Annotated in this window: 18 protein-coding genes; 5 read left to right on the top strand and 13 right to left on the bottom strand. The window is 69.0% G+C overall.

Annotated features, from left to right (window positions below):
- Nucleotide 1: 1 nt before the first annotated feature.
- The 11 genes from AAFL97_RS01675 to AAFL97_RS01620 all read right to left on the bottom strand — a co-directional run bounded on the left by AAFL97_RS01675 (nt 2) and on the right by AAFL97_RS01620 (nt 9,710).
- Nucleotides 2-697, bottom strand: coding sequence for a ferritin-like domain-containing protein (locus tag AAFL97_RS01675; protein WP_263460710.1), 696 nt, complete (start codon nt 695-697; stop codon nt 2-4).
- The gene (locus AAFL97_RS01670; RefSeq protein WP_341643470.1) at nt 684-1,022 is read right to left on the bottom strand and encodes a cation transporter; all 339 of its coding nucleotides are present in this window, start codon (nt 1,020-1,022) and stop codon (nt 684-686) included. The genes AAFL97_RS01675 and AAFL97_RS01670 overlap by 14 nt, the downstream gene beginning before the upstream one ends.
- A 204-nt stretch (nt 1,023-1,226) precedes the next feature.
- Nucleotides 1,227-1,916: a hypothetical protein gene (locus AAFL97_RS01665; RefSeq protein WP_341643469.1), complete on the bottom strand. Its 690-nt coding sequence runs from the start codon at nt 1,914-1,916 to the stop codon at nt 1,227-1,229.
- Between the two features lie 152 nt (nt 1,917-2,068).
- Nucleotides 2,069-3,373 (bottom strand): NnrS family protein, encoded by a 1,305-nt coding sequence (locus tag AAFL97_RS24525; protein WP_445954458.1) that lies wholly within the window; start codon nt 3,371-3,373, stop codon nt 2,069-2,071.
- Between the two features lie 8 nt (nt 3,374-3,381).
- On the bottom strand, nt 3,382-4,329 hold the full coding sequence (locus AAFL97_RS01650; RefSeq protein WP_341643468.1) for an ABC transporter ATP-binding protein: 948 nt from the start codon (nt 4,327-4,329) through the stop codon (nt 3,382-3,384).
- Complete coding sequence (locus AAFL97_RS01645; protein WP_341643467.1) at nt 4,326-5,117, bottom strand: ABC transporter permease; 792 nt, start codon at nt 5,115-5,117, stop codon at nt 4,326-4,328. Before AAFL97_RS01645 ends, AAFL97_RS01650 begins: the two co-directional genes overlap by 4 nt.
- Nucleotides 5,114-6,148, bottom strand: coding sequence for an ABC transporter substrate-binding protein (locus AAFL97_RS01640; RefSeq protein ID WP_341643466.1), 1,035 nt, complete (start codon nt 6,146-6,148; stop codon nt 5,114-5,116). Before AAFL97_RS01640 ends, AAFL97_RS01645 begins: the two co-directional genes overlap by 4 nt.
- A 1-nt stretch (nt 6,149) precedes the next feature.
- Nucleotides 6,150-8,228, bottom strand: a complete 2,079-nt coding sequence (locus tag AAFL97_RS01635) for a TonB-dependent receptor (protein WP_341643465.1) — start codon at nt 8,226-8,228, stop codon at nt 6,150-6,152.
- A gap of 259 nt (nt 8,229-8,487) precedes the next feature.
- Entirely contained in the window at nt 8,488-8,793 is a 306-nt protein-coding gene (locus AAFL97_RS01630; RefSeq protein WP_263460702.1) for a hypothetical protein, read from the bottom strand.
- Nucleotides 8,790-9,401, bottom strand: a complete 612-nt coding sequence (gene rpsD / locus AAFL97_RS01625; protein ID WP_068635940.1) for a 30S ribosomal protein S4 — start codon at nt 9,399-9,401, stop codon at nt 8,790-8,792. The genes AAFL97_RS01630 and rpsD overlap by 4 nt, the downstream gene beginning before the upstream one ends.
- A 15-nt stretch (nt 9,402-9,416) precedes the next feature.
- A complete protein-coding gene (locus AAFL97_RS01620; RefSeq protein WP_341643464.1) occupies nt 9,417-9,710 on the bottom strand; it encodes a hypothetical protein in 294 nt (97 codons plus the stop codon).
- A gap of 187 nt (nt 9,711-9,897) precedes the next feature.
- On the opposite strand from AAFL97_RS01620, the gene AAFL97_RS01615 reads away from it, so the two are divergent.
- From AAFL97_RS01615 to AAFL97_RS01595, 5 genes are all read left to right on the top strand, one after another.
- Nucleotides 9,898-11,046 carry an imelysin family protein gene (locus tag AAFL97_RS01615; RefSeq protein WP_341643463.1) on the top strand — a complete coding sequence of 383 codons (1,149 nt, stop codon included), beginning with the start codon at nt 9,898-9,900 and terminating at the stop codon, nt 11,044-11,046.
- 110 nt (nt 11,047-11,156) lie between these two features.
- Nucleotides 11,157-12,620 (top strand): di-heme oxidoreductase family protein, encoded by a 1,464-nt coding sequence (locus tag AAFL97_RS01610; protein WP_341643462.1) that lies wholly within the window; start codon nt 11,157-11,159, stop codon nt 12,618-12,620.
- Nucleotides 12,617-13,654, top strand: coding sequence for an imelysin family protein (locus tag AAFL97_RS01605; RefSeq protein ID WP_341643461.1), 1,038 nt, complete (start codon nt 12,617-12,619; stop codon nt 13,652-13,654). The genes AAFL97_RS01610 and AAFL97_RS01605 overlap by 4 nt, the downstream gene beginning before the upstream one ends.
- Nucleotides 13,644-14,759: a DUF1513 domain-containing protein gene (locus AAFL97_RS01600; RefSeq protein WP_341643460.1), complete on the top strand. Its 1,116-nt coding sequence runs from the start codon at nt 13,644-13,646 to the stop codon at nt 14,757-14,759. The genes AAFL97_RS01605 and AAFL97_RS01600 overlap by 11 nt, the downstream gene beginning before the upstream one ends.
- A 270-nt stretch (nt 14,760-15,029) precedes the next feature.
- Nucleotides 15,030-16,667 (top strand): acyl-CoA synthetase, encoded by a 1,638-nt coding sequence (locus tag AAFL97_RS01595; RefSeq protein WP_341643459.1) that lies wholly within the window; start codon nt 15,030-15,032, stop codon nt 16,665-16,667.
- A gap of 76 nt (nt 16,668-16,743) precedes the next feature.
- On the opposite strand, the gene AAFL97_RS01590 is transcribed toward AAFL97_RS01595, so the two are convergent.
- Together AAFL97_RS01590 and AAFL97_RS01585 are read right to left on the bottom strand one after the other, a co-directional pair.
- A complete protein-coding gene (locus AAFL97_RS01590; protein ID WP_341643458.1) occupies nt 16,744-17,070 on the bottom strand; it encodes an AzlD domain-containing protein in 327 nt (108 codons plus the stop codon).
- Nucleotides 17,067-17,771: an AzlC family ABC transporter permease gene (locus tag AAFL97_RS01585; RefSeq protein WP_341643457.1), complete on the bottom strand. Its 705-nt coding sequence runs from the start codon at nt 17,769-17,771 to the stop codon at nt 17,067-17,069. The genes AAFL97_RS01590 and AAFL97_RS01585 overlap by 4 nt, the downstream gene beginning before the upstream one ends.
- Nucleotides 17,772-17,808: the final 37 nt, after the last annotated feature.

Genomic DNA, 17,808 nt, shown 5'->3' with positions numbered 1-17,808 from the left:
GTCAGTCCTCCTTGCGATGGCGGCCGGTCCTGGTCTTCCATAGATAGACTCCTGCGCCCCCCGTCACCATGCCGGCCAGCATGGCGGGGTGCGCATTGCGCAGAAGCGGACTGAAGATGCCGAGCGGCCCGGCATAAGGCCCGAGCTGCGAGAAGGCACGTTCGAGAAAGTCGGACAGCGGGCCGTGGCGCACATAAGCCTGCTGCGGCGAGATGCCGTGCGCAGCGTGGTAGCTTTCCTGCGCCTGCGCCGCGACCGCGGCCTGGCGGAAGGCGGGCAGATGATGCTGCAGCGCCGCTGCCTGCAGGTTCTGGAACACCCTGCGCACTTCCGGCTCGGCAACCTGGTTCAGCAGCCCGGCATACATCTGCACGTTGGCGATTTCGCCGGCAACGGCGCGCTGGCAGTTCGCCAGCCAGGTCGGCTCGACGGTGGATTCCTGCGGGAAGGGGTCGAGCGGCCGCGGGATGCCGAAGCGTTCGCACAAGCCCAGCAAGGCCGTCACGTGCTGCTCTTCCGAGCGCAGCACGTTGGAAAACGGCGCCCGCTCGCCGAAGGACTCGACCACGCGCGCATAGAAGCTGCGGGCGGCATATTCATCGTAGAGCGCGATCCTGACCGCCTGGTGCGCCACGGGAAAAGGCGCCGCCGGATCGATGCGCTGCGTGCGCAGGATCAGTTCATCATAGTTTTGCATTGCCGGCCTCCAGATAGGCGTCGTGCAATATGCGTTCGAGAATCGCCGCGGCCTCCGAGTCGATGCCGCCCAGCAGATCGATCCAGGCCCGTTCAGGTATCACCGCGGGGTCGTAATGCACGGTGCAGGAGCGCGCCAGCAGATTGACCTGCACCGAAGCGACGCCGGGAGTGCGGTCGAGCAGGGACTGGAATTCGCGCGCCTGCGTCCGCGGCACGTCGATGGACACCGAGCGGCTCTCCAGCTTCAGCCGGATGCGCCCGCGAATGTGATGGGCGATACGCACATCACACAGAAAGACGCGCAACTCTTCGAACTCCGGCATTTCGATCTCCAGCCTTTCTCTACCATGGCAGACTTGCCACACCCACGGCATACGGCCCTGTTTCCAAAACCAATTCCACGGGCATTGCTGGCTGGCGACCTCGGCTGGCTACACGAACCCGATCCATCTGTGAATCACTTTACGCCCCTTGCCGCGGGCGGTAATGACGCATGTCAAACTCCGGTCGAAACGGCTGCTCCGTCTTCAGAACTCCCACGCCACACCGACATTGGCGATGTTGCGGTCATTGCCGCGCCCGACCGCACCCGAAACCTTGACGCCATCGGCGATCTCGTAGCGCAGCCCGGCCTGGCGATCCGGGCCGGCATGCTCCTCGCCGAAAGTCTCGATCGTGAACTGCAGCCGCTCGCTGAGCGGGAAGTCCGCGCCCACCCCCCAGAAATCGGCGTGGCCGTCACCGCGGACCCATTCGCGGCCGAGATTCACGTGAACCCGCGGACCGGCCTCGAAGGCCCAGCTCGCAAGACCGGCCAGCGCATTGGCACGCGAAGTGCCTTCGCCGCTGACGCGCTCGCGTCCGTATTCATACTTGAGGCCGGCGGACAGCCCGGTTTCCGCCTGCAGCGGCACCCATTTGAGCGCCGCTCCGACGCCGCGCACGGTGACGTCGGGCGACTCGTCGCGGTCCTTCGCCCGACCGAAGGAAAGCTCGACTTCGACGTTGTCGATCGGGCCGTAGCCAACGGCACCCTCGAAGCCTTTCAGCGCGTCGTCACGGCTCCAGCCGAATTCGAGCTTGGCGCCGCCGCGCTCCAGCGTTCCGGCGTCATCGACTGCCATCGGGCGTTCGGCCGATACCGGCATGCTCATCGCGGCGAGTGCGGACGCGACGGCGAGCAGGCTCACCAGCCTGCAATTCCTTGTCGTTTTCATGATGCGGCTCCGCGGGGAGACAAGCATGAAAGGGGGTGCCGACTCCCCGGCGACGCCTCCTGTGAGGGCTGTCGGTGCGGCATCTTCATGCCGTCATCAAACAGTACTGATTCTCACTCTATGCCTCTCTGCCGCCGCCGTTCTGACGCAGATCAAAGCCTCATGCGCTCTCCTCCATCGGTTCCTCGCAGCCCGTGCCGGCGTCCGGCCGCGGCCTCAGGAACACCGCGCCGAGGAAGACGGCGGCAAGGCCATAGCCCAGCGCCCAGGCCGCCACGCTCGCCGCCTGCAGCCCGGCCACCGGCATCCCGGGCAGGCCCGCCGCCGCACGCGCCAGCGCCGCTGCGCCGATCGCCAGTGCGGCCACCGGCACCCATGGCCGCATATCGAGCTCGTAGCCGGAGTGGGTGCGTCCGGCGATGCAGAGCACGCCGAAGATCGACAGGCCCATCGCGCCGACCGTCAGCAGATGCAGGCCGGCACTGGATGCTACCGCCACGCCGAGCAGGGACAGGCCGATCAGGCCGTAGCCGAGCGCCATCATCCAGTATCACCGCGTACAGCAAAAAGGCCCAGCGCGTCAGCAGCGCGCGGCCGACGTGCCAGTCGTTGAGCAGGTTCAGCACCGCCGCGGCTGCGGCCAGCGCGATCCAGCCGGCGATCGGCGAGCCCGGCAATGCGAACTCGGCCAGCGTATGGGCGGCAATGCCGAACACGGCGAGATTGCGCCGCGGCGGCCGGGCGCGGTAGGCGGGCAGTTCGTCGTCGTCCTCGCCGGGCAGGCGCGGCCGTTCGCCGGCCATCGCATCGCCCTGCGCCGCTGCACGGCGCAGGCGCTCGGCGTCCAGCGCATCGTTGACGATGCGCATCGACACCCGGCTCATGGCGACGACGATCAGCACCATCATCGCGCCGGCGCCGGCCAGCACCCAGCGCATCGGGTACAGCCCGCGCAGCACGTCGGCGTGGAAGCCGCTGACCACCAGCCACATCGCCGCCAGCCCCCACAGGAAGGACAGGTGGCGCCGTTCCGGATCGCGCCACAGCCGCGGCGCCACCAGCACGACAATTCCCGCCATGAAGCCGCTGTTGAGCAGCGCAGCCAGTACTGCGCCCCCGGCGCCCAGCACGCCGGACAGCCAGAACGCCACACGCGCCGCCGCCCAGCACAGCAGCAGCACGAGCGTCACCCGCCGCCCGAAAGCCGGCGTCGCGGTGAACTCGGGCACCGCAGTCAGCACGAAGCCGGCGACGGCGGCGAGGCCGAAACCGAACATCAGCTCGTGCGCATGCCAGACAATCGGGCCGCCCGGCACGTCGGGCAGGCCGATGCCGGTGGCGAGAAAACCCAGCCAGCCGAGCAGCAGGAGCACGCCATACAGCGCAGTGGCGAGGAAGAAGGAACGGAAGCTGCACATGAACAGCGGCTTCGCCGCCAGCCGATCGAAGCTCGTCATCGCGCCCTTCATCCTCCGCAGCGGCTGGCGCTGCGCGCCGGCGCAGACTCGGGCGTCGCCACCAGGCGCAGCGCCGAAGTGGAAGGGACGCCGGCCGGCATCCCGGTAGTCGGGGTTTCTGCGGCCTGCTCACCCGCCGCCGGAGCGCCGGCCGCCGGTTCGCCGGCCGCCCCTGCCCCTGCCCCTGTCATCAGCGGCGGCATACCGAAAGCATCGCGCACCACTGCGTTCTGCAGCAGCTCCGCCGTATGGCGATAAACCCAGGCGTCGTCCCGCTGCGCCGCGGGCACGTCCAGTTCGAAGCGGCAGACGATGCGTCCGGGCGCCGGCGCCATCAGCAGGATCGCGTCCGACAGCCGCACCGCCTCCATCAGGTCGTGGGTGATCATCAGCACGCCCATCGCGCGCGCTGCCTGGTGGTCCAGCAGCAGGCGGTAGAGCTCTTCCTTCAGGCCCACGTCCAGTGCCGAGAACGGCTCGTCGAGCAGCAGCAGGTCCGGCGCCAGCACCAGCGCGCGCGCCAGCGCCACCCGGCTCTGCATGCCGCCGGAAAGCTGGTGCGGAAACTTGTCGAGGTCGCGCGGCGCGAGGCCGAGCTGCAGGCCGATGTCGCGCGCGCGGCGGTGGCGTTCGGCGCGCGCGAGGCCCGCCGCCTTGAGGCCGAGCGCGATGTTGTCGAGCGCGGTCTGCCACGGCAGCAGGCGCGGCTGCTGGAACATGAAGGCGGTGGTGTCGAAGCCGTTGCTGACCTGCCCTTCCTGCACCGTCAGCAGCCCGGCGGCCAGATGCAGCAAGGTGGTCTTGCCGCAGCCCGAGGGGCCGACCAGCGCCGCCACTTCGCCCGCGGGCAGGCGGAAGCCGATGCCGGCCAGCACCTCGTCGCGGCCGAACGCATGGCTCAGGCCAGCGACGCGCAGTTCGCGCGGGCGGGTATCCGTTGGACAGGACGCGCTCATCTGCCCTGCTCCCGCCAGCGCTCCACTTCGCGCTTGATCGGCTCCAGCACCAGGTATTCGACCGCCAGCAGCAGGCCGACCACGGCGGCGATCCAGGCCATCGTCGCCGCGGTGTCCAGGTGCGAGCGCGACACCGCCAGCGCCGCGCCGACGCCGTCCTGGGTCGCCAGCAGTTCGGCCATCACCACGACTTTCCACGAGGTGCCGAGCGCGGCGATCCAGGCCGGGAACAGGTAGGAGACGACGTGCGGCAGATAGACGTCGGTGAACATCATGCGCCGCGGCAGGCGGAAAGCCTCGGCCATGCCGCGCAACTGGTTGTCCAGCGTGCGCGTGCCCTGCAGCGCGCCGATGAAGATCACCGGAAAAGCGGCGACGAAGACGGTGAATACCGGCGTGCCGTCGCTGGCGCCGAACCACAGCATGGCCAGCACCAGCCAGGCGATCGGCGGCGTGCCCATCAGCACGGTGACGAGCGGACGCGACATCATCGACGCGGTCATCGACAGCCCCGCGAGCAGCCCGACGAAGCTGCCCGCGACCAGCGACAAGGCATAGCCGCTCATCGCCCGGCGCGCGGTGGCGGCCAGTTCCGGCCAGGCCGCGCCGCTTTCGATCAGGCCCAGCAGCGTGCCGAAGGCCGAACGCGGGTCCGGCATCACCAGCGGGCCGTAGATCAGGCTGACCGCCTCCCAGGCCGCGAACAGCAGCAGCAGGCTGGCGATCGCGCCCCAGCCGCTCCACAGGTAGGCGGGCAGTCCGGCCGCCCAGGCACGCAGCAGCCTCATTGCGCGGCGGCGGCTCCGCCGTAGAAGCCGTCGTCGGGCAGCTTGCCGCCGACCAGCGCCGGATTCTTGCGCAGCAGATGGCCGAACATGAACTCGAGCTCGGCACGCGCCTCGACGGCCGGCACCGCCTCGAGCTGGCTGACGGCGATCGAGTCGGCCACCGCTTCCGGGCTCAGCATGTCGATGCGGGCGGCCACCGCCCTGCCACAGGACTCGGCATTGGCGCGGCACCAGGCGAGCGAGCGGGCGTATTCGGCTTCGATGCGGGTGATCACGTCCGGGCGATCGCGCAGCGCGCCCATCACCGCGATGCCGGCCTGCGGAATGCGGGCCGGGCGTTCGAACACCCGCCCCCATTCCTGCTGCAGATCGACGCTGCGGTGCAGCTCGGGCGCGACCACGCTGAGCGGGAAGGAGCCGGTCTTGCGCAAGGCCATCGACACCGCCGGCTCCGCCAGCAGCGCATGGTCGACGCGGCGCATCACCAGCAGCTGCATCGCATCGATCGGGCTGGCGACGTAGCGCAGGCTCAGGTCCTTGCGCACGTCCAGACCCTGCTGCTCGGCCAGCAGCTGGAAGACGATGTCAGGCATGTCGCCGCGAAAAGGCATCGCCAGCTCCTTGCCGCGCAGGTCGGCGAGCGACTTCAGCGCCGGATCGCGCGACACCAGCCACAGCACGCCCCAGGTCGACACGTTGAGCATGCGCAGCTTGGCGCCGCGGTTGTAGAGGTTGGCGGCGACGTTGCTCGGCATCGCCAGCACGTCGGCGCGGCCGTCGAGCGCCATCACGCGCAACTGGTCGGGGTCGCGCCAGGGCACGAACTCGACCACGTCGGCGAGGTCGGCCAGGGCGCCGGAGTCGACCATGTGGATCAATGGGTTCGACACTGCCGCCGAGGGGCCGGCGAGCGTCAGCTTGGGCAGCTTTTGCGCACTGGCGGTACCGGTCACGACCAGGAATGCGAGCACCACGCAGATGTGCAGCAGAATCCGGCTCCAGCCGGGCAGACGGGGGCGTGGTGCTTGCATGTCAGAAACTCCCGGAAAGACTCAATGTTAAACCCCGGCCGGGCGCGGCCAGTTCCTGGCCGGAAATGCCGTCGGTCAGGTGTTCGTGGTAGCGCTTGTCCGCCAGGTTGTGCAGGCCGACGGCGGCGGTGGCACCGTTGAAGAAGCCGACCGGGCCGAAGCGCCAGCCCAGCTCGGCGTCGGCGGTGACGAAGCCGGAGGTGGCATCCTCGGTGCCGTTGGAGAAGCGCGTCGCGATGCGGTCCTGCTCCGCCACCGCACGCAGTTGCGCATGCCAGTAGAAGCCGCGCTCGGCCGGCTGGCCGATGCCCAGCCGCAGTTCGGGCGCCGGCATCTGGTACAGCGGTTCGCTGTCCTGGTGGTTCTTGCCGCGCAGCCAGGTGAAGCCGGCGTCGGCGACGAAGGCGCCGACCGGTGCGCGGACGCTGCCTTCGACACCGTAGATGGTGACCTTGTCGAGGTTTTCGGTGCGCTTGAGCGGCAGCCCGGAACCCGGATGCGTCGCTCCGGTGACGCGGCCGGCGATGTAGTCGTCGATGCGGGTGTAGAAGGCCGCCAGTTGGTATTCGATTCCGCCGCTGGCGGCGCTCTTCAGGCCGAGCTCGACGCTGGTCGACACTTCCGGGTCGAGCTGCGGATTGCCGACGTGGTAGTAGCCGTCGCCGCGCGCCGAATCCTCGAAGCGTTCGCGCATGTCGGCGGCACGGTAGGCGCGGCCGAGATTGGCATAGACGTTGAGGGTTTCGCTCAGCGGATGGATCGCGCCGAGCGACCAGGACAGGTTGTTGTCGGTGCTGTCGAGGCCGCTGGTCTGCGCCGCCGGTCCCCAGCCTTTCTGCCTGGCGTCGCCCTTGACGCGGTCGTAGCGCGCGCCGGCGACGATGCGGCTGCGGCCCAGCTCGAATTCGTCCTGGACAAAGACGCCGATCGCCTCGATCTCGCCGTCGGCGAATGGATCGTTGCGCTGGTTGTTGTTGAAGAAAGGCGGGTTGTTGTCCATGTAGCGCTCGGGATCGCCCTTCATGCGCCAGGTTTCGGCGCCGACCGTCAGCAGATGGCTGCCGCCGACCGGGAACATGTACTTGGCCCGCAGCCCGTCGGTGGTGAAGGTGACGTCGTTGCGCACGTAGTCGCGTCCCAGCCGCTCGGCGCGGGCGCGGATCTGGCGGAATACTTCCTGGCGATAGACTTCTGCCGACAGCTGCCCCTCACCCAATCTGGCATCGACGCCCAGTTCGTAGAGTTCGCGGCGCTGCTCGGGCGAATGGATGGTGGCGACGCCGAGCGGCGGCGGAATGCCCGCCCCCGTGCGCGCCGAACCGGGATACCAGACGTCCTTGTCCTCGTGCCGCTGCAGGTTCAGCCGCAGGCTGATGTCGTCGCTGAGGCGGTGGCGATATTTGGCCAGCAGGGTGTTGGAGTCATAGCCGGTGCGATCCTCGCGGCCGTCCGGGCTGCGGTAGTCGCCGATGTCCCGCCCGGCGGCACCCAGCACCAGGGCATGGTCCGCATTCGAGCGCTGCACCAGCAGCGCGCCGGTGACGCCCTTGTCGACGCTGCTGAAGCGCAGGCCGGCGCGGCCGCCCATGCGTTCGTCGGCGCTGAAGGCGGCGTCGGGCGTCAGCATGTTGACCACGCCGCCCATCGCCCCGCTGCCATGCAGCACCGAACCCGGCCCCTTCACCACTTCCACGCGGTCGAGCAGGCCGAGGTCCATGAAGGAGGCGATCGCGCCCTGAGGCTGGGCGGAATTGACCCGCAGGCCGTCGACCATGACGACCACGCTTTCCCGTTTCAGGCCGCGCAGCACCGGATTCTGCCCCCAGGCACCGTCGGACTGTACCGCCAGGCCCGGTCCGCCACGCATCAGGTCGCCGAGCACGTTGGCGCCGCTCGCGGCGGGGCGCAGCACTTCGATCGCCTGCGGCGTCTCGAGCGCGTCGCCGGCATAGCCCTTGGCGGTGACGACCTGCTCGCCGAGCAGGGTTTCGGCATGTACGACTGAGGACGGGATCAGGGACAGGGGGGCAGCGAACAAACCCAGCATGGCCAGGCACAACTTGCGCGGACGCGACTTCATGGACGGCTCCATCGGGCGGCGAGCTGGCTGGCGGCGGCTGGCTTGCTCAGGATGACAGGAATCAGGCTGATGCAACGATAGCTAAATAGGAATCACTACCGTTTGATTCCGGTCAAATCCGCATCTCAGGTGCCCGGTCACACGCGCTCGATCTTACTTCTTCAGCTTCGGGCAACCCTTGCAGGGCTTGTCCTTCTTGCAGCACTTCTTCTTGCTCATGATCTTGCTCCCGGGCCATCGGCCCAATGACGGCGATCGATCAATGCAGTTGTGAGCCCGCTTCCAGCGTGGGCGGGGATTCGCTCAACATGGCGTACGCGCGCCAGTCATCGACCAGCCTGGATGCGCACTCGCGCACGCAGCCGGCCATCCTGGCATCACTACCGATCACCGCCAGGTGATCGGCAATGGCCTTCGCCACCGCCGGCGACTGCCGCGCCGGAAAGCGCGACAGCAGCTGCAGCACGGCGGCGAGTGCCAGTTCGGGCTGGTTCGGGTAGGCCAGCCCCTCGTCCGGCGCAGCCGAAGCCGCGCCGCGACGGCGACGGGATGCCAGGGTGCTCACATCCGCACCGCGTAGTATTCGACGACCTGCTGCACGTCGACCGGGAACGGCACTTCGTCCGGCGACGGCGTGCGCGTCACGCTGGCGGCGAAGGCGGCTTCGTCGAAAGCCAGCCATTCGGGGCGAGTCAGCGCCGGCTCGGCGAGCGCCTCGACCACGACCGGGATGCGGCGGCCGCGCTCGGTGAGCTGAATGCGGTCACCCGGCTTGACGCGGATCGACGGGATGTTGACCGAGCGGCCGTTCAGCAGCACGTGCTTGTGGCGCACCAGTTGGCGGGCAGCCACGGTGGTCGGCGCGAAGCCGGCGCGGAAGACGAAGTTGTCCAGGCGGCGTTCGAGCAGTTCGAGCAGCTTGTCGCCGGTCGGGCCGCGGTCGCGCTTGGCTTCGCGGAACAGGCGCTGGATCTGCTTCTCGGTCAGGCCGTAGTTGAAGCGCAGCTTCTGCTTCTCGATCAACTGCACGCCGTAGCCCGACTTGCGCTTCGGGCGCTGGCCGTGCTGGCCGGGCGGGTAGTTGCGCTCGCCGAGCGACTTGCGCGACAGGCCGGGCAGCTCTGTACCGAGCGCACGCATCACTTTCAATCGGGGGCCGGTGTAACGGGACAAGATGATCTCCTTCGATCAGTTCTGGAATGATGAAATGGTTGTGGCGGAAGTGCGCGAGCGAAACTGATCCGAAGTCCATGCATCGCTGCCGGCGCTCGCACCGCCCAGATGGCGGGGATGGGATATCGCCTGGTCGAGTTGTTCGCACGATGTCATCAGGTCCTCATCCATCGTGCTGGCATCGAGGCAGCGCAGCAGCAGCCCGGCCTGATGGGCGGCACGGGGACAGCCGGTATCGAGATAGCGCGACACATGCGTGAGCACGCCGGCAAGCAGGCGCGTCTGCTCGAGGACTGGATCCCTTGCCATGAGACACCTCCGACATTCTGCGAATCGTTCTCAATATCATTCAATTCTGGCATCCTGTCAAGACTTCGTCTTCCTGTCCCCATACTCCGGGCCAATGAGAACGGCACACGGAAATTTACACGGCCGGCCAAAGTCACGATAATGGAAGTCGTTCTCATTTCCTCAATTTCTGCCGGAACCTCCACCCATGCGCCTGAAACTTCTCGTTGCCGGCCTGGCCGCGGCCGCCCTCTCCTTCCCCGCCATTGCGCAGAAAACCGTCACCGCGCAAGACGTGTTGAGCCACTACGGCCAGCTCGTCCACGCCAGCTATGCGGATTCCGCCTCCACCGCGAAAACCATGCAGAAGGCCATCGATGCCTTCGTCGCCGCACCGTCCGAAGCCGGCCTGCTCGAAGCCCGCAAGCGCTGGCTGGAGGCGCGCGAATGGTACGGCCAGACCGAGGCCTTCCGCTTCTACGGCGGCCCGATCGACGGCGAGGACGGCCCGGAAGGCCGCATCAATGCCTGGCCGATGGACGAAGCCTATGTCGACAGCGTGGAAGGCAACCCGGGCGCCGGCATCATCAACGACCGCAGCGTGAAGCTCGATGCCGACACGCTCGCCGAGCTCAACGAGAAGGACGGCGAGGAGAACATCTCCACCGGCTGGCATGCGATCGAGTTCCTGCTGTGGGGCCAGGACCTGCGCGCCGACGGCCCAGGCGACCGCGCCTGGACCGACTTCGTCGACGGCAAGGCGCCCAACGCCGACCGCCGCCGCACCTACCTGAAGATCGTCACCGACCTGCTGGTGCAGGACCTCGAAGACCTCACCCAGGCCTGGGCGCCTGGCGCGCAGAACTACCGCGCGGAATTCGTCGCCGATCCGGCCAGCCTGACCAAGGTCATCTCGGCGCTCGGCATCCTCAGCCGCGCCGAACTGGCCGGCGAACGCATCGAAGTCGCGCTCGATTCGCAGAGCCAGGAAGACGAGCATTCCTGCTTCTCCGACAACACCCACCGCGACGCCGTCACCAACGCGCTCGGCATCCGCAACGTCTGGCGCGGCGAATTCCGCCGTGCCGACGGCTCGCTGCTGCAGGGCCCCTCGCTCAATGCGCTGGTGGCGGAAAAGGACAAGGCGCTCGCCGGCGAAGTCGATGCGCGCATGAGCGCCAGCCTGGAAGCCGCCGAAGCCATTCCCTCCCCCTTCGACCAGGCCATCCTGGCCGGCAATCCGGGACGGCCGAAGGTGGAAGCCACCGTCGCCAGCCTGAAACGCCAGACCGAGAGCCTGGTGCAGGCGGCCGACGTGCTGGGCATCAAGCGCCTGAACACCGCGCTGCCCGAGTGAGCCGGCCCGCCAGCTCCGAAAGAGGCGCCCGCTGCCGGCGCCGCCCGCTTCAGCACCCACAGCCGCATCGCCGGGGCAGCAGCGCCGGCGATGCGGACACGAATCGATCGATGTCACTCAAGCTCAGCCTGCGCCGCGCGGTGCTGGTGGTGATGGCCGCGAGCCTGCCCGCCTTCGCCGCAGCGGCCGATGCCGTGGCGGCCGATTTCGAACCCGGCGAGGATCTGCCGGGCGGCGACACCACGACCAGCGACCAGGGCCGCAACGCCTTTTCCTACCCGGCCGCCAATCTGTCGGTCGACCGCCAGACGCCGTTCTTCATCGGCAATTCCTTCTTCAGGAAGAACTGGGTCGAGGCGCCCGCCTCCACCACCGGCCGTGACGGCCTCGGCCCCCATTTCATCGCCCGTGCCTGTGCCGGCTGTCACATCCTCGACGGCAGGGGCGCGCCGCCGCCGGCGCCGGACGGCGTCAACACCGAGCAGCCGGTCGGCCTGCTGTTCCGCCTGTCGATTCCCGCCACGCCGGCACAGCCCGCCGGCAAGGACGGCGTGGTACCCGAGCCGAGCTACGGCACGCAGTTCAACAACGCCGCCGTGGCCGGCATCAAGGCCGAAGGCGCGGTCGAGATCCGCTACGTCGAACAGCCGGGCCGGTTCGCCGACGGCACGCCCTACTCGCTGCGCAAGCCGGTCTACCGGCTGCACGAACTCGCCTACGGGCCGCTGCACCCGGAGACCCGGGTGTCGCCGCGCGTCGCCCCGGCGGTGATCGGCCTCGGCCTGCTGGAAGCGATCCCCGAGGCCGACCTGCGCACGATCGCCGCACGCCAGGCGGAAGAAGGCCTCGGCATCTCCGGCCGCCTCAACCGCGTCTGGGATGCCGGCACGCAGGACTGGATGGTCGGCCGCTTCGGCTGGAAGGCCAACGTCGCCACCGTCCGGCACCAGACCGCAGGCGCCTTCCATGGCGACATGGGCATCACCAGCACGCTGTTCCCGCACGAGGAGTGCATGCCCGCGCAGACCGACTGTCTGGAACGCCAGCAGCGTGAAGCCGGCTGGCGGCGCGAGCGCGGCGAACCGGATGTGGACATCGACGACCGCGCGCTCGAACGCACGGTGTTCTACACCACCACGCTCGCCGTGCCCTCGCGCCCCGACGCCCGCAACCCGCAAGTGCTGGCCGGCAAGCGCCTGTTCCACGAAGCGCAATGCGCGAGCTGCCACGTGCCCCGGCATGTGACCGGCGACCTGCCCGGCTTCCCGGAACTGTCGAAGCAGACCATCTACCCCTACACCGACCTGCTGCTGCACGACATGGGCGAAGGGCTGGCCGACGGCCGCCCCGACTTCGACGCCGACGGGCGCGAATGGCGCACGCCGCCGCTGTGGGGCATCGGCCGGGTCAGGACGGTCAACGGCCACACCTTCTTCCTCCACGACGGCCGCGCCCGCAACCTGATGGAAGCCGTGCTGTGGCACGGCGGCGAAGCCGAAGCCGCCAAGGCGCGGGTGCTCGGCTTCAGCCAGGCCGAGCGCGACGCCCTGATCCGTTTCCTGGAGTCGCTATGAAGCAGCGCCTTGCCCTTGCCCTCGCATCCCTGCTCGCCGCCGCGCTGCTGTCCGCGCCGGCCTCCGCTGCTGCACCGGCGCCCTTCATCAGCCCTTCGGCCTGGATGTCGGCGCTCGGCCGGCAGGTGCTGGCGCCCGGCTATGCGGAACTGGCCCGATCCTCGACCGCGCTCGCGCAGCGCGTCGACGCCGTCTGCAAGCAGCCGGGCGACGGCACGCTCGACGCCGCGCGTGGCGCCTGGCGCCAGGCCGCGCTCGAGCTGCGGCGCCTGAGCGCGCTGCCTTACGGCCCGGCGCTGGAAACCCGCATCCTGCGCCGGCTCGACTTCTGGCCCACCCGCCCGCCGCAGATCGAATCCTCGCTGCGCGGCCGCGCCGCGGGCACGCTGGCGGACGAACGCATCGGCGTCACCGCCAAGGGGCTGCCGGCGCTGGAATACCTGCTGTTCGACCCGGCCCGGGCATCGCTCGCCACCGACGCCGCGGCCTGCGGCTACGCGAGCTGGCTGGCGGCCGACGCCGCCCGCGACCTCGACGCGATCCTGCCCGCCTGGCAGGACTGGATCGCGAGCCTGGACGAAATCGACGAGGAAACCGAAGCCTCGATGATGAGCGACAGCGTGAACATCCTGATCGGCGGCATCGACACACTGCGGGTCAAGTACCTGGAGAAACCCGCACGCAAGCCGACCGATCGCAGCGGCTTCGATGCCTGGCGCAGCGGCGAGGAGCGCAGCCACCTGCTGGCCCTGTTCGACGGCCTGCGGCTCGGCCTGCAAGGCCGCGAGGGCCTGCCGGGGCTCACCGCCATGCTGCGCGGCCGTGGCCTGCTGGTGCTCGCCGACCGCTTCGACGCCCAGATCGCGCTTGCCGGGGATGCCCTGCAGGCGCTGCCGGCCATCCCCGGCGAGGATGGCGGGGCCGCCATCGCCCGCGCCATCGAGGCGCTGGCCGTGCTGCAGGGGCTGCTCGCCCACGATGCCGCGGAGCATCTGAAGGTCCGGGTCGGCTTCGGAGACAACGATGGCGACTGAGCTCTCGCGCCGCCGCCTGCTCGCCGGCCTCGCGGCGCTGTCCTGCGGCGGATTCAGCGCCCGCCCGGCCCTGGCCCGGGCCGCCGCCTGCGCCCGCGCCGATGCCGGCGCGCCGCCCGGCCTGCTGAGCTGCTGGAGCGATTCGCCGACGCGCCCGACCGAATTCCATGCCGGCCTGCTCGGCACCGCTTCGCCGGCGCTCGCGCTGCCCGCGCGCGGCCACGACATCGCCTGGCATCCGTCGGCGGACGGCAGCGCCGTGGTCGCCGCGCGCCGCCCCGGCGATTTCCTCGTGCGCTGGCATGTCGCCACCGGCACCGAGCTGGCGCGCTTCGAAGCCGACGACGAGTCGCGCTTCGAAGGCCACCTCGCCTTCCGCCCGGACGGCCGCGTGCTGTACGCCACCGAGACCGACCTGATCACCGGCGACGGCCGCATCGGCGTGTTCGACGCGCTCAGCCTCGAACGCCTGGACGCCTGGCCCTGCGGCGGCATCGGTCCGCATGCGGTCGAATGGATCGCCGACGGCCGCCTGGCGGTCGCCGTCGGCGGCATCCTGACCCTGCCGGAAACCGGCCGGGTCAAGCGCAACCTGAGCAGCATGGACCCCGCGCTGACCTTTCTCGACCCGGCCGACGGGCGGCTGCTGTCCCGCCACCGTCCGCCGGATGCCTTCATGAGCGTGCGTCACATCGCCCAGGACGCGCACGGCAACATCGCGGTGTCGATGCAGAACGAAGGCAGGGCCGGCCGGCCGCTGTTCGCCCTGCTCGACGGCGAACGGCTGCGCTACGGCGAAGCCGACGCCGGCCTGATCGAACGCTGCGGCGACTACGCCGGCGACATCGTCGCGCTCGACGATGGTTTCGCCGTGAGCTGCACGCACGCGGGCGTGACTGCGAGCTGGGGCGCGGACGGCCGGGCCGGCACGGTTTTCGATACACGCCGGGTGTGCGCGATGACCACGCACGACGACCGCCTGCTCGTCACCGGCGACGCAGGCGACCTGTGGCAGCTCGACGCCGCCGGCGCACGCTGCGCCCGCCACTGGCAATTGCCGGTGGCGCTGGACAACCACGCCGACCCCGCCCCTGCGCAGACCTGAACACCGGCCCCGGTGAAAGCCTGCGCCGCACCCGGGCACCAACCATACGCATCCGTATCTTTTACTGCCGCACCCATTCCTACGCCCAGCGGAAAACCGTATCATTCCCCTGCTCTCCCCAGCGGGGCCAGGGCGGACTCGAACGGCCGCCTCGCGCCAGGGCGGCGAGGGCGTCCACCCCGTCGGAGCGAGGAGAGGGAATCGGAAACGGGCACCGCTGTACTCATTTCTAATCAATAGCCCGTTTCTCACGATGGGAGTGGAAACAGAATGTCGAATGCCTACGCAGTCGGACTGGACAAGAATCCGGCCAACTATGTCCCGCTGTCGCCGCTGAGCTTCCTCGAGCGCACGGCAATGGTCTACCCCACGCGCGCCAGCGTGGTGCACGGCTCGCGCCGCTACACCTGGAGCGAAACCTATACCCGCTGCCGCCGGCTCGCCAGCGCGCTGGTCGCCCACGGCATCAAGCGCGGCGACACCGTGGCGGTGATGCTGCCCAACGTGCCGCCGATGTTCGAGGCCCACTTCGGCGTGCCGATGGCCGGCGCCGTGCTCAACACCCTGAACACCCGGCTGGACCCGGATGCCGTCGCCTTCATGCTCCAGCACGGCGAGGCCAAGGTGCTGATCACCGACCCCGAGTTCGCCGCCATCATCCGCCCCGCGCTCGATCTGCTGGAAGGCGACAAGCCGCTGGTCATCGACGCGCTCGACGACGAATTCCCCGGCACCGAGCGTGTCGGCACCCTGCTGTACGAGGACTTCCTCGCCGGCGGCAATCCCGAATATCGCTGGAGCCTGCCGGCCGACGAGTGGGATGCGATCGCGCTGAACTACACCTCCGGCACCACCGGCAACCCGAAGGGCGTGGTCTATCACCACCGTGGCGCCTATCTGAACGCCGCTTCCAACATCATCAGCTGGGGCATGCCGCAGCACTCGGTATATCTGTGGACGCTGCCGATGTTCCACTGCAACGGCTGGTGCTTCCCCTGGACCATGGCCGCCAATGCCGGCATCAACGTCTGCCTGCGCAAGGTCGACCCGGCGCTGATCTACGAGCTGATCCGCAGCCAGAAGGTCACTCACATGTGCGGCGCACCGATCGTCTACGGCATGCTGATCAACGCCCCCGAACAGCTGCGCGCCGGCATCGAGCACAGCGTCGCCGGCCTCATCGCCGGTGCCGCGCCCCCGGCGGCGATCATCGAAGGCGCCGAACGCGTCGGCTTCGACATCACCCACGTCTATGGCCTGACCGAAACCTACGGCCCGGCCTCGGTCTGCGCCAAGCATCCGGAATGGGACGATCTGCCGATCGACCGTCGCGCCGAGCGCAACGGCCGCCAGGGCGTGCGCTACCACATGCAGGAAGGGTTGACGGTGATGGACCCGCAGACCATGGAGATCGTGCCCGCCGACGGCGAGACCATGGGCGAACTGATGTTCCGCGGCAACCTCGTCATGAAGGGCTACCTGAAGAACGAGAAGGCCACGCAGGAGGCCTTCGCCGGCGGCTGGTTCCACACCGGCGACCTGGGCGTGCTGCAGCCGGACGGCTACGTGAAGATCAAGGACCGCTCCAAGGACGTGATCATCTCGGGCGGCGAAAACATCTCCTCGCTGGAAGTCGAGGAAGTGCTGTACCGCCATCCGGCGGTGCTGACCGCCGCCGTGGTCGCCAAGCCCGACGAGAAGTGGGGCGAAGTGCCCGCCGCCTACATCGAGGTCAAGGACGGTGCCGGCGTCACTGCCGACGACATCATCGCCCACTGCCGCGAGCATCTGGCACGTTACAAGGTCCCCAGGCACATCGAGTTCTGCGTGCTGCCGAAGACCTCCACCGGCAAGATCCAGAAGTTCGCGCTGCGCGAGATGGCGAAATCCAGCTCGGCGATCGAGTAAGACCCGCTCAGGCCGTGCCGGCGCTTCGCACCGCCAGCACGGCCAGGCACCCCGGGGGCCGGGCCGGTGGCTGCTGCTACCAGCCCAGCCCTTTTCTCATCGTCAGCAGCACCGCCATGCCGACGATGAAAGGCAGCCAGGGGTTGCGCCAGCGCCACGCCACGCCGATCACCACCAGGCCGGCGGCGAGCTTGGGATTCAGCAGCGACACTTCGTTGCCGTCGAGCAGCAGGTCGGGCACCACCAGCGCGGACAGCGCCGCCGCCGGCGCGTAGCGCAGCGCGCGCTGCAGCGCGGGCGGCAAACGCCCCTTTTCGCCCAGCAGGATGAAACTGCCACGGGTGCCGACCGTCGTCATCGACATCAGCACGAAAGCCAGCCACAGCCACACGCCTTCGATCATGCCGCCCTCCCGCGCTGCTGCCAGCGTTCGGCGATGAAGCCGGCAGCGATGCCGACCACGATGCCGGCCACCACGCCGAGGCGCAGCGGCAGGCCGCGCAGCAGCACGGCACCCAGGCCGCCGGCCAGCGCGGCGACCAGCATCGGCCGCGTGCGCACCATCGGCAACACCATGACCATCAGCGCGATCGTCACCATGAATTCCAGCGACCAGTCGCGCGGCACGAAATCGGCGCCGAACACGCCGAAGGCGACGAAGAGCTGCCACATCACCCAGTTGAAGATCGACGGCGCGATGAAGTAGCCCCAGCGCCACGGCACGTCGTCGGACTTCAGCGCCTTGTCGGCGCAGATCGCATACACGCCGTCGACCAGCAGGTAGCTCGAGGCCAGGCGCTCGGACAGGCTTCGTCCCGCGAACATCGGCGCGATCGACGCACTGAAGATGACGAAGCGCAGGTTCAGCGCCAGCGCGGTGAGCATGATCAGCCACAGCGGCGCACCGGCGGCGATCAGCGGCAGCGTGCCGAGCTGGGCGGTGCCGGCATAGACCAGCAGGTTCATGCCCAGCGATTCGAGCTCGGTCAGGCCGATCGAACGCATCGCGATGCCGGTGACGATGCCCCAGGGTACCAGGCCGACCGACAGGGGCAGGAAATCGCGCAGCCCTTCCCGGGCGCCGCGACGAAAAGCGGATTGCATCGAAAGCTTCTCGAAAAAAGCTTTGAAGGATAGCAGC

The sequence above is a fragment of the Thauera sp. SDU_THAU2 genome (assembly GCF_038260575.1).
In the GTDB taxonomy this organism is placed as follows: Bacteria; Pseudomonadota; Gammaproteobacteria; order Burkholderiales; family Rhodocyclaceae; genus Thauera.
The sequence above is the reverse complement of the archived record's forward strand: the minus strand, read 5'-3'. Positions and strand labels throughout refer to the sequence as shown.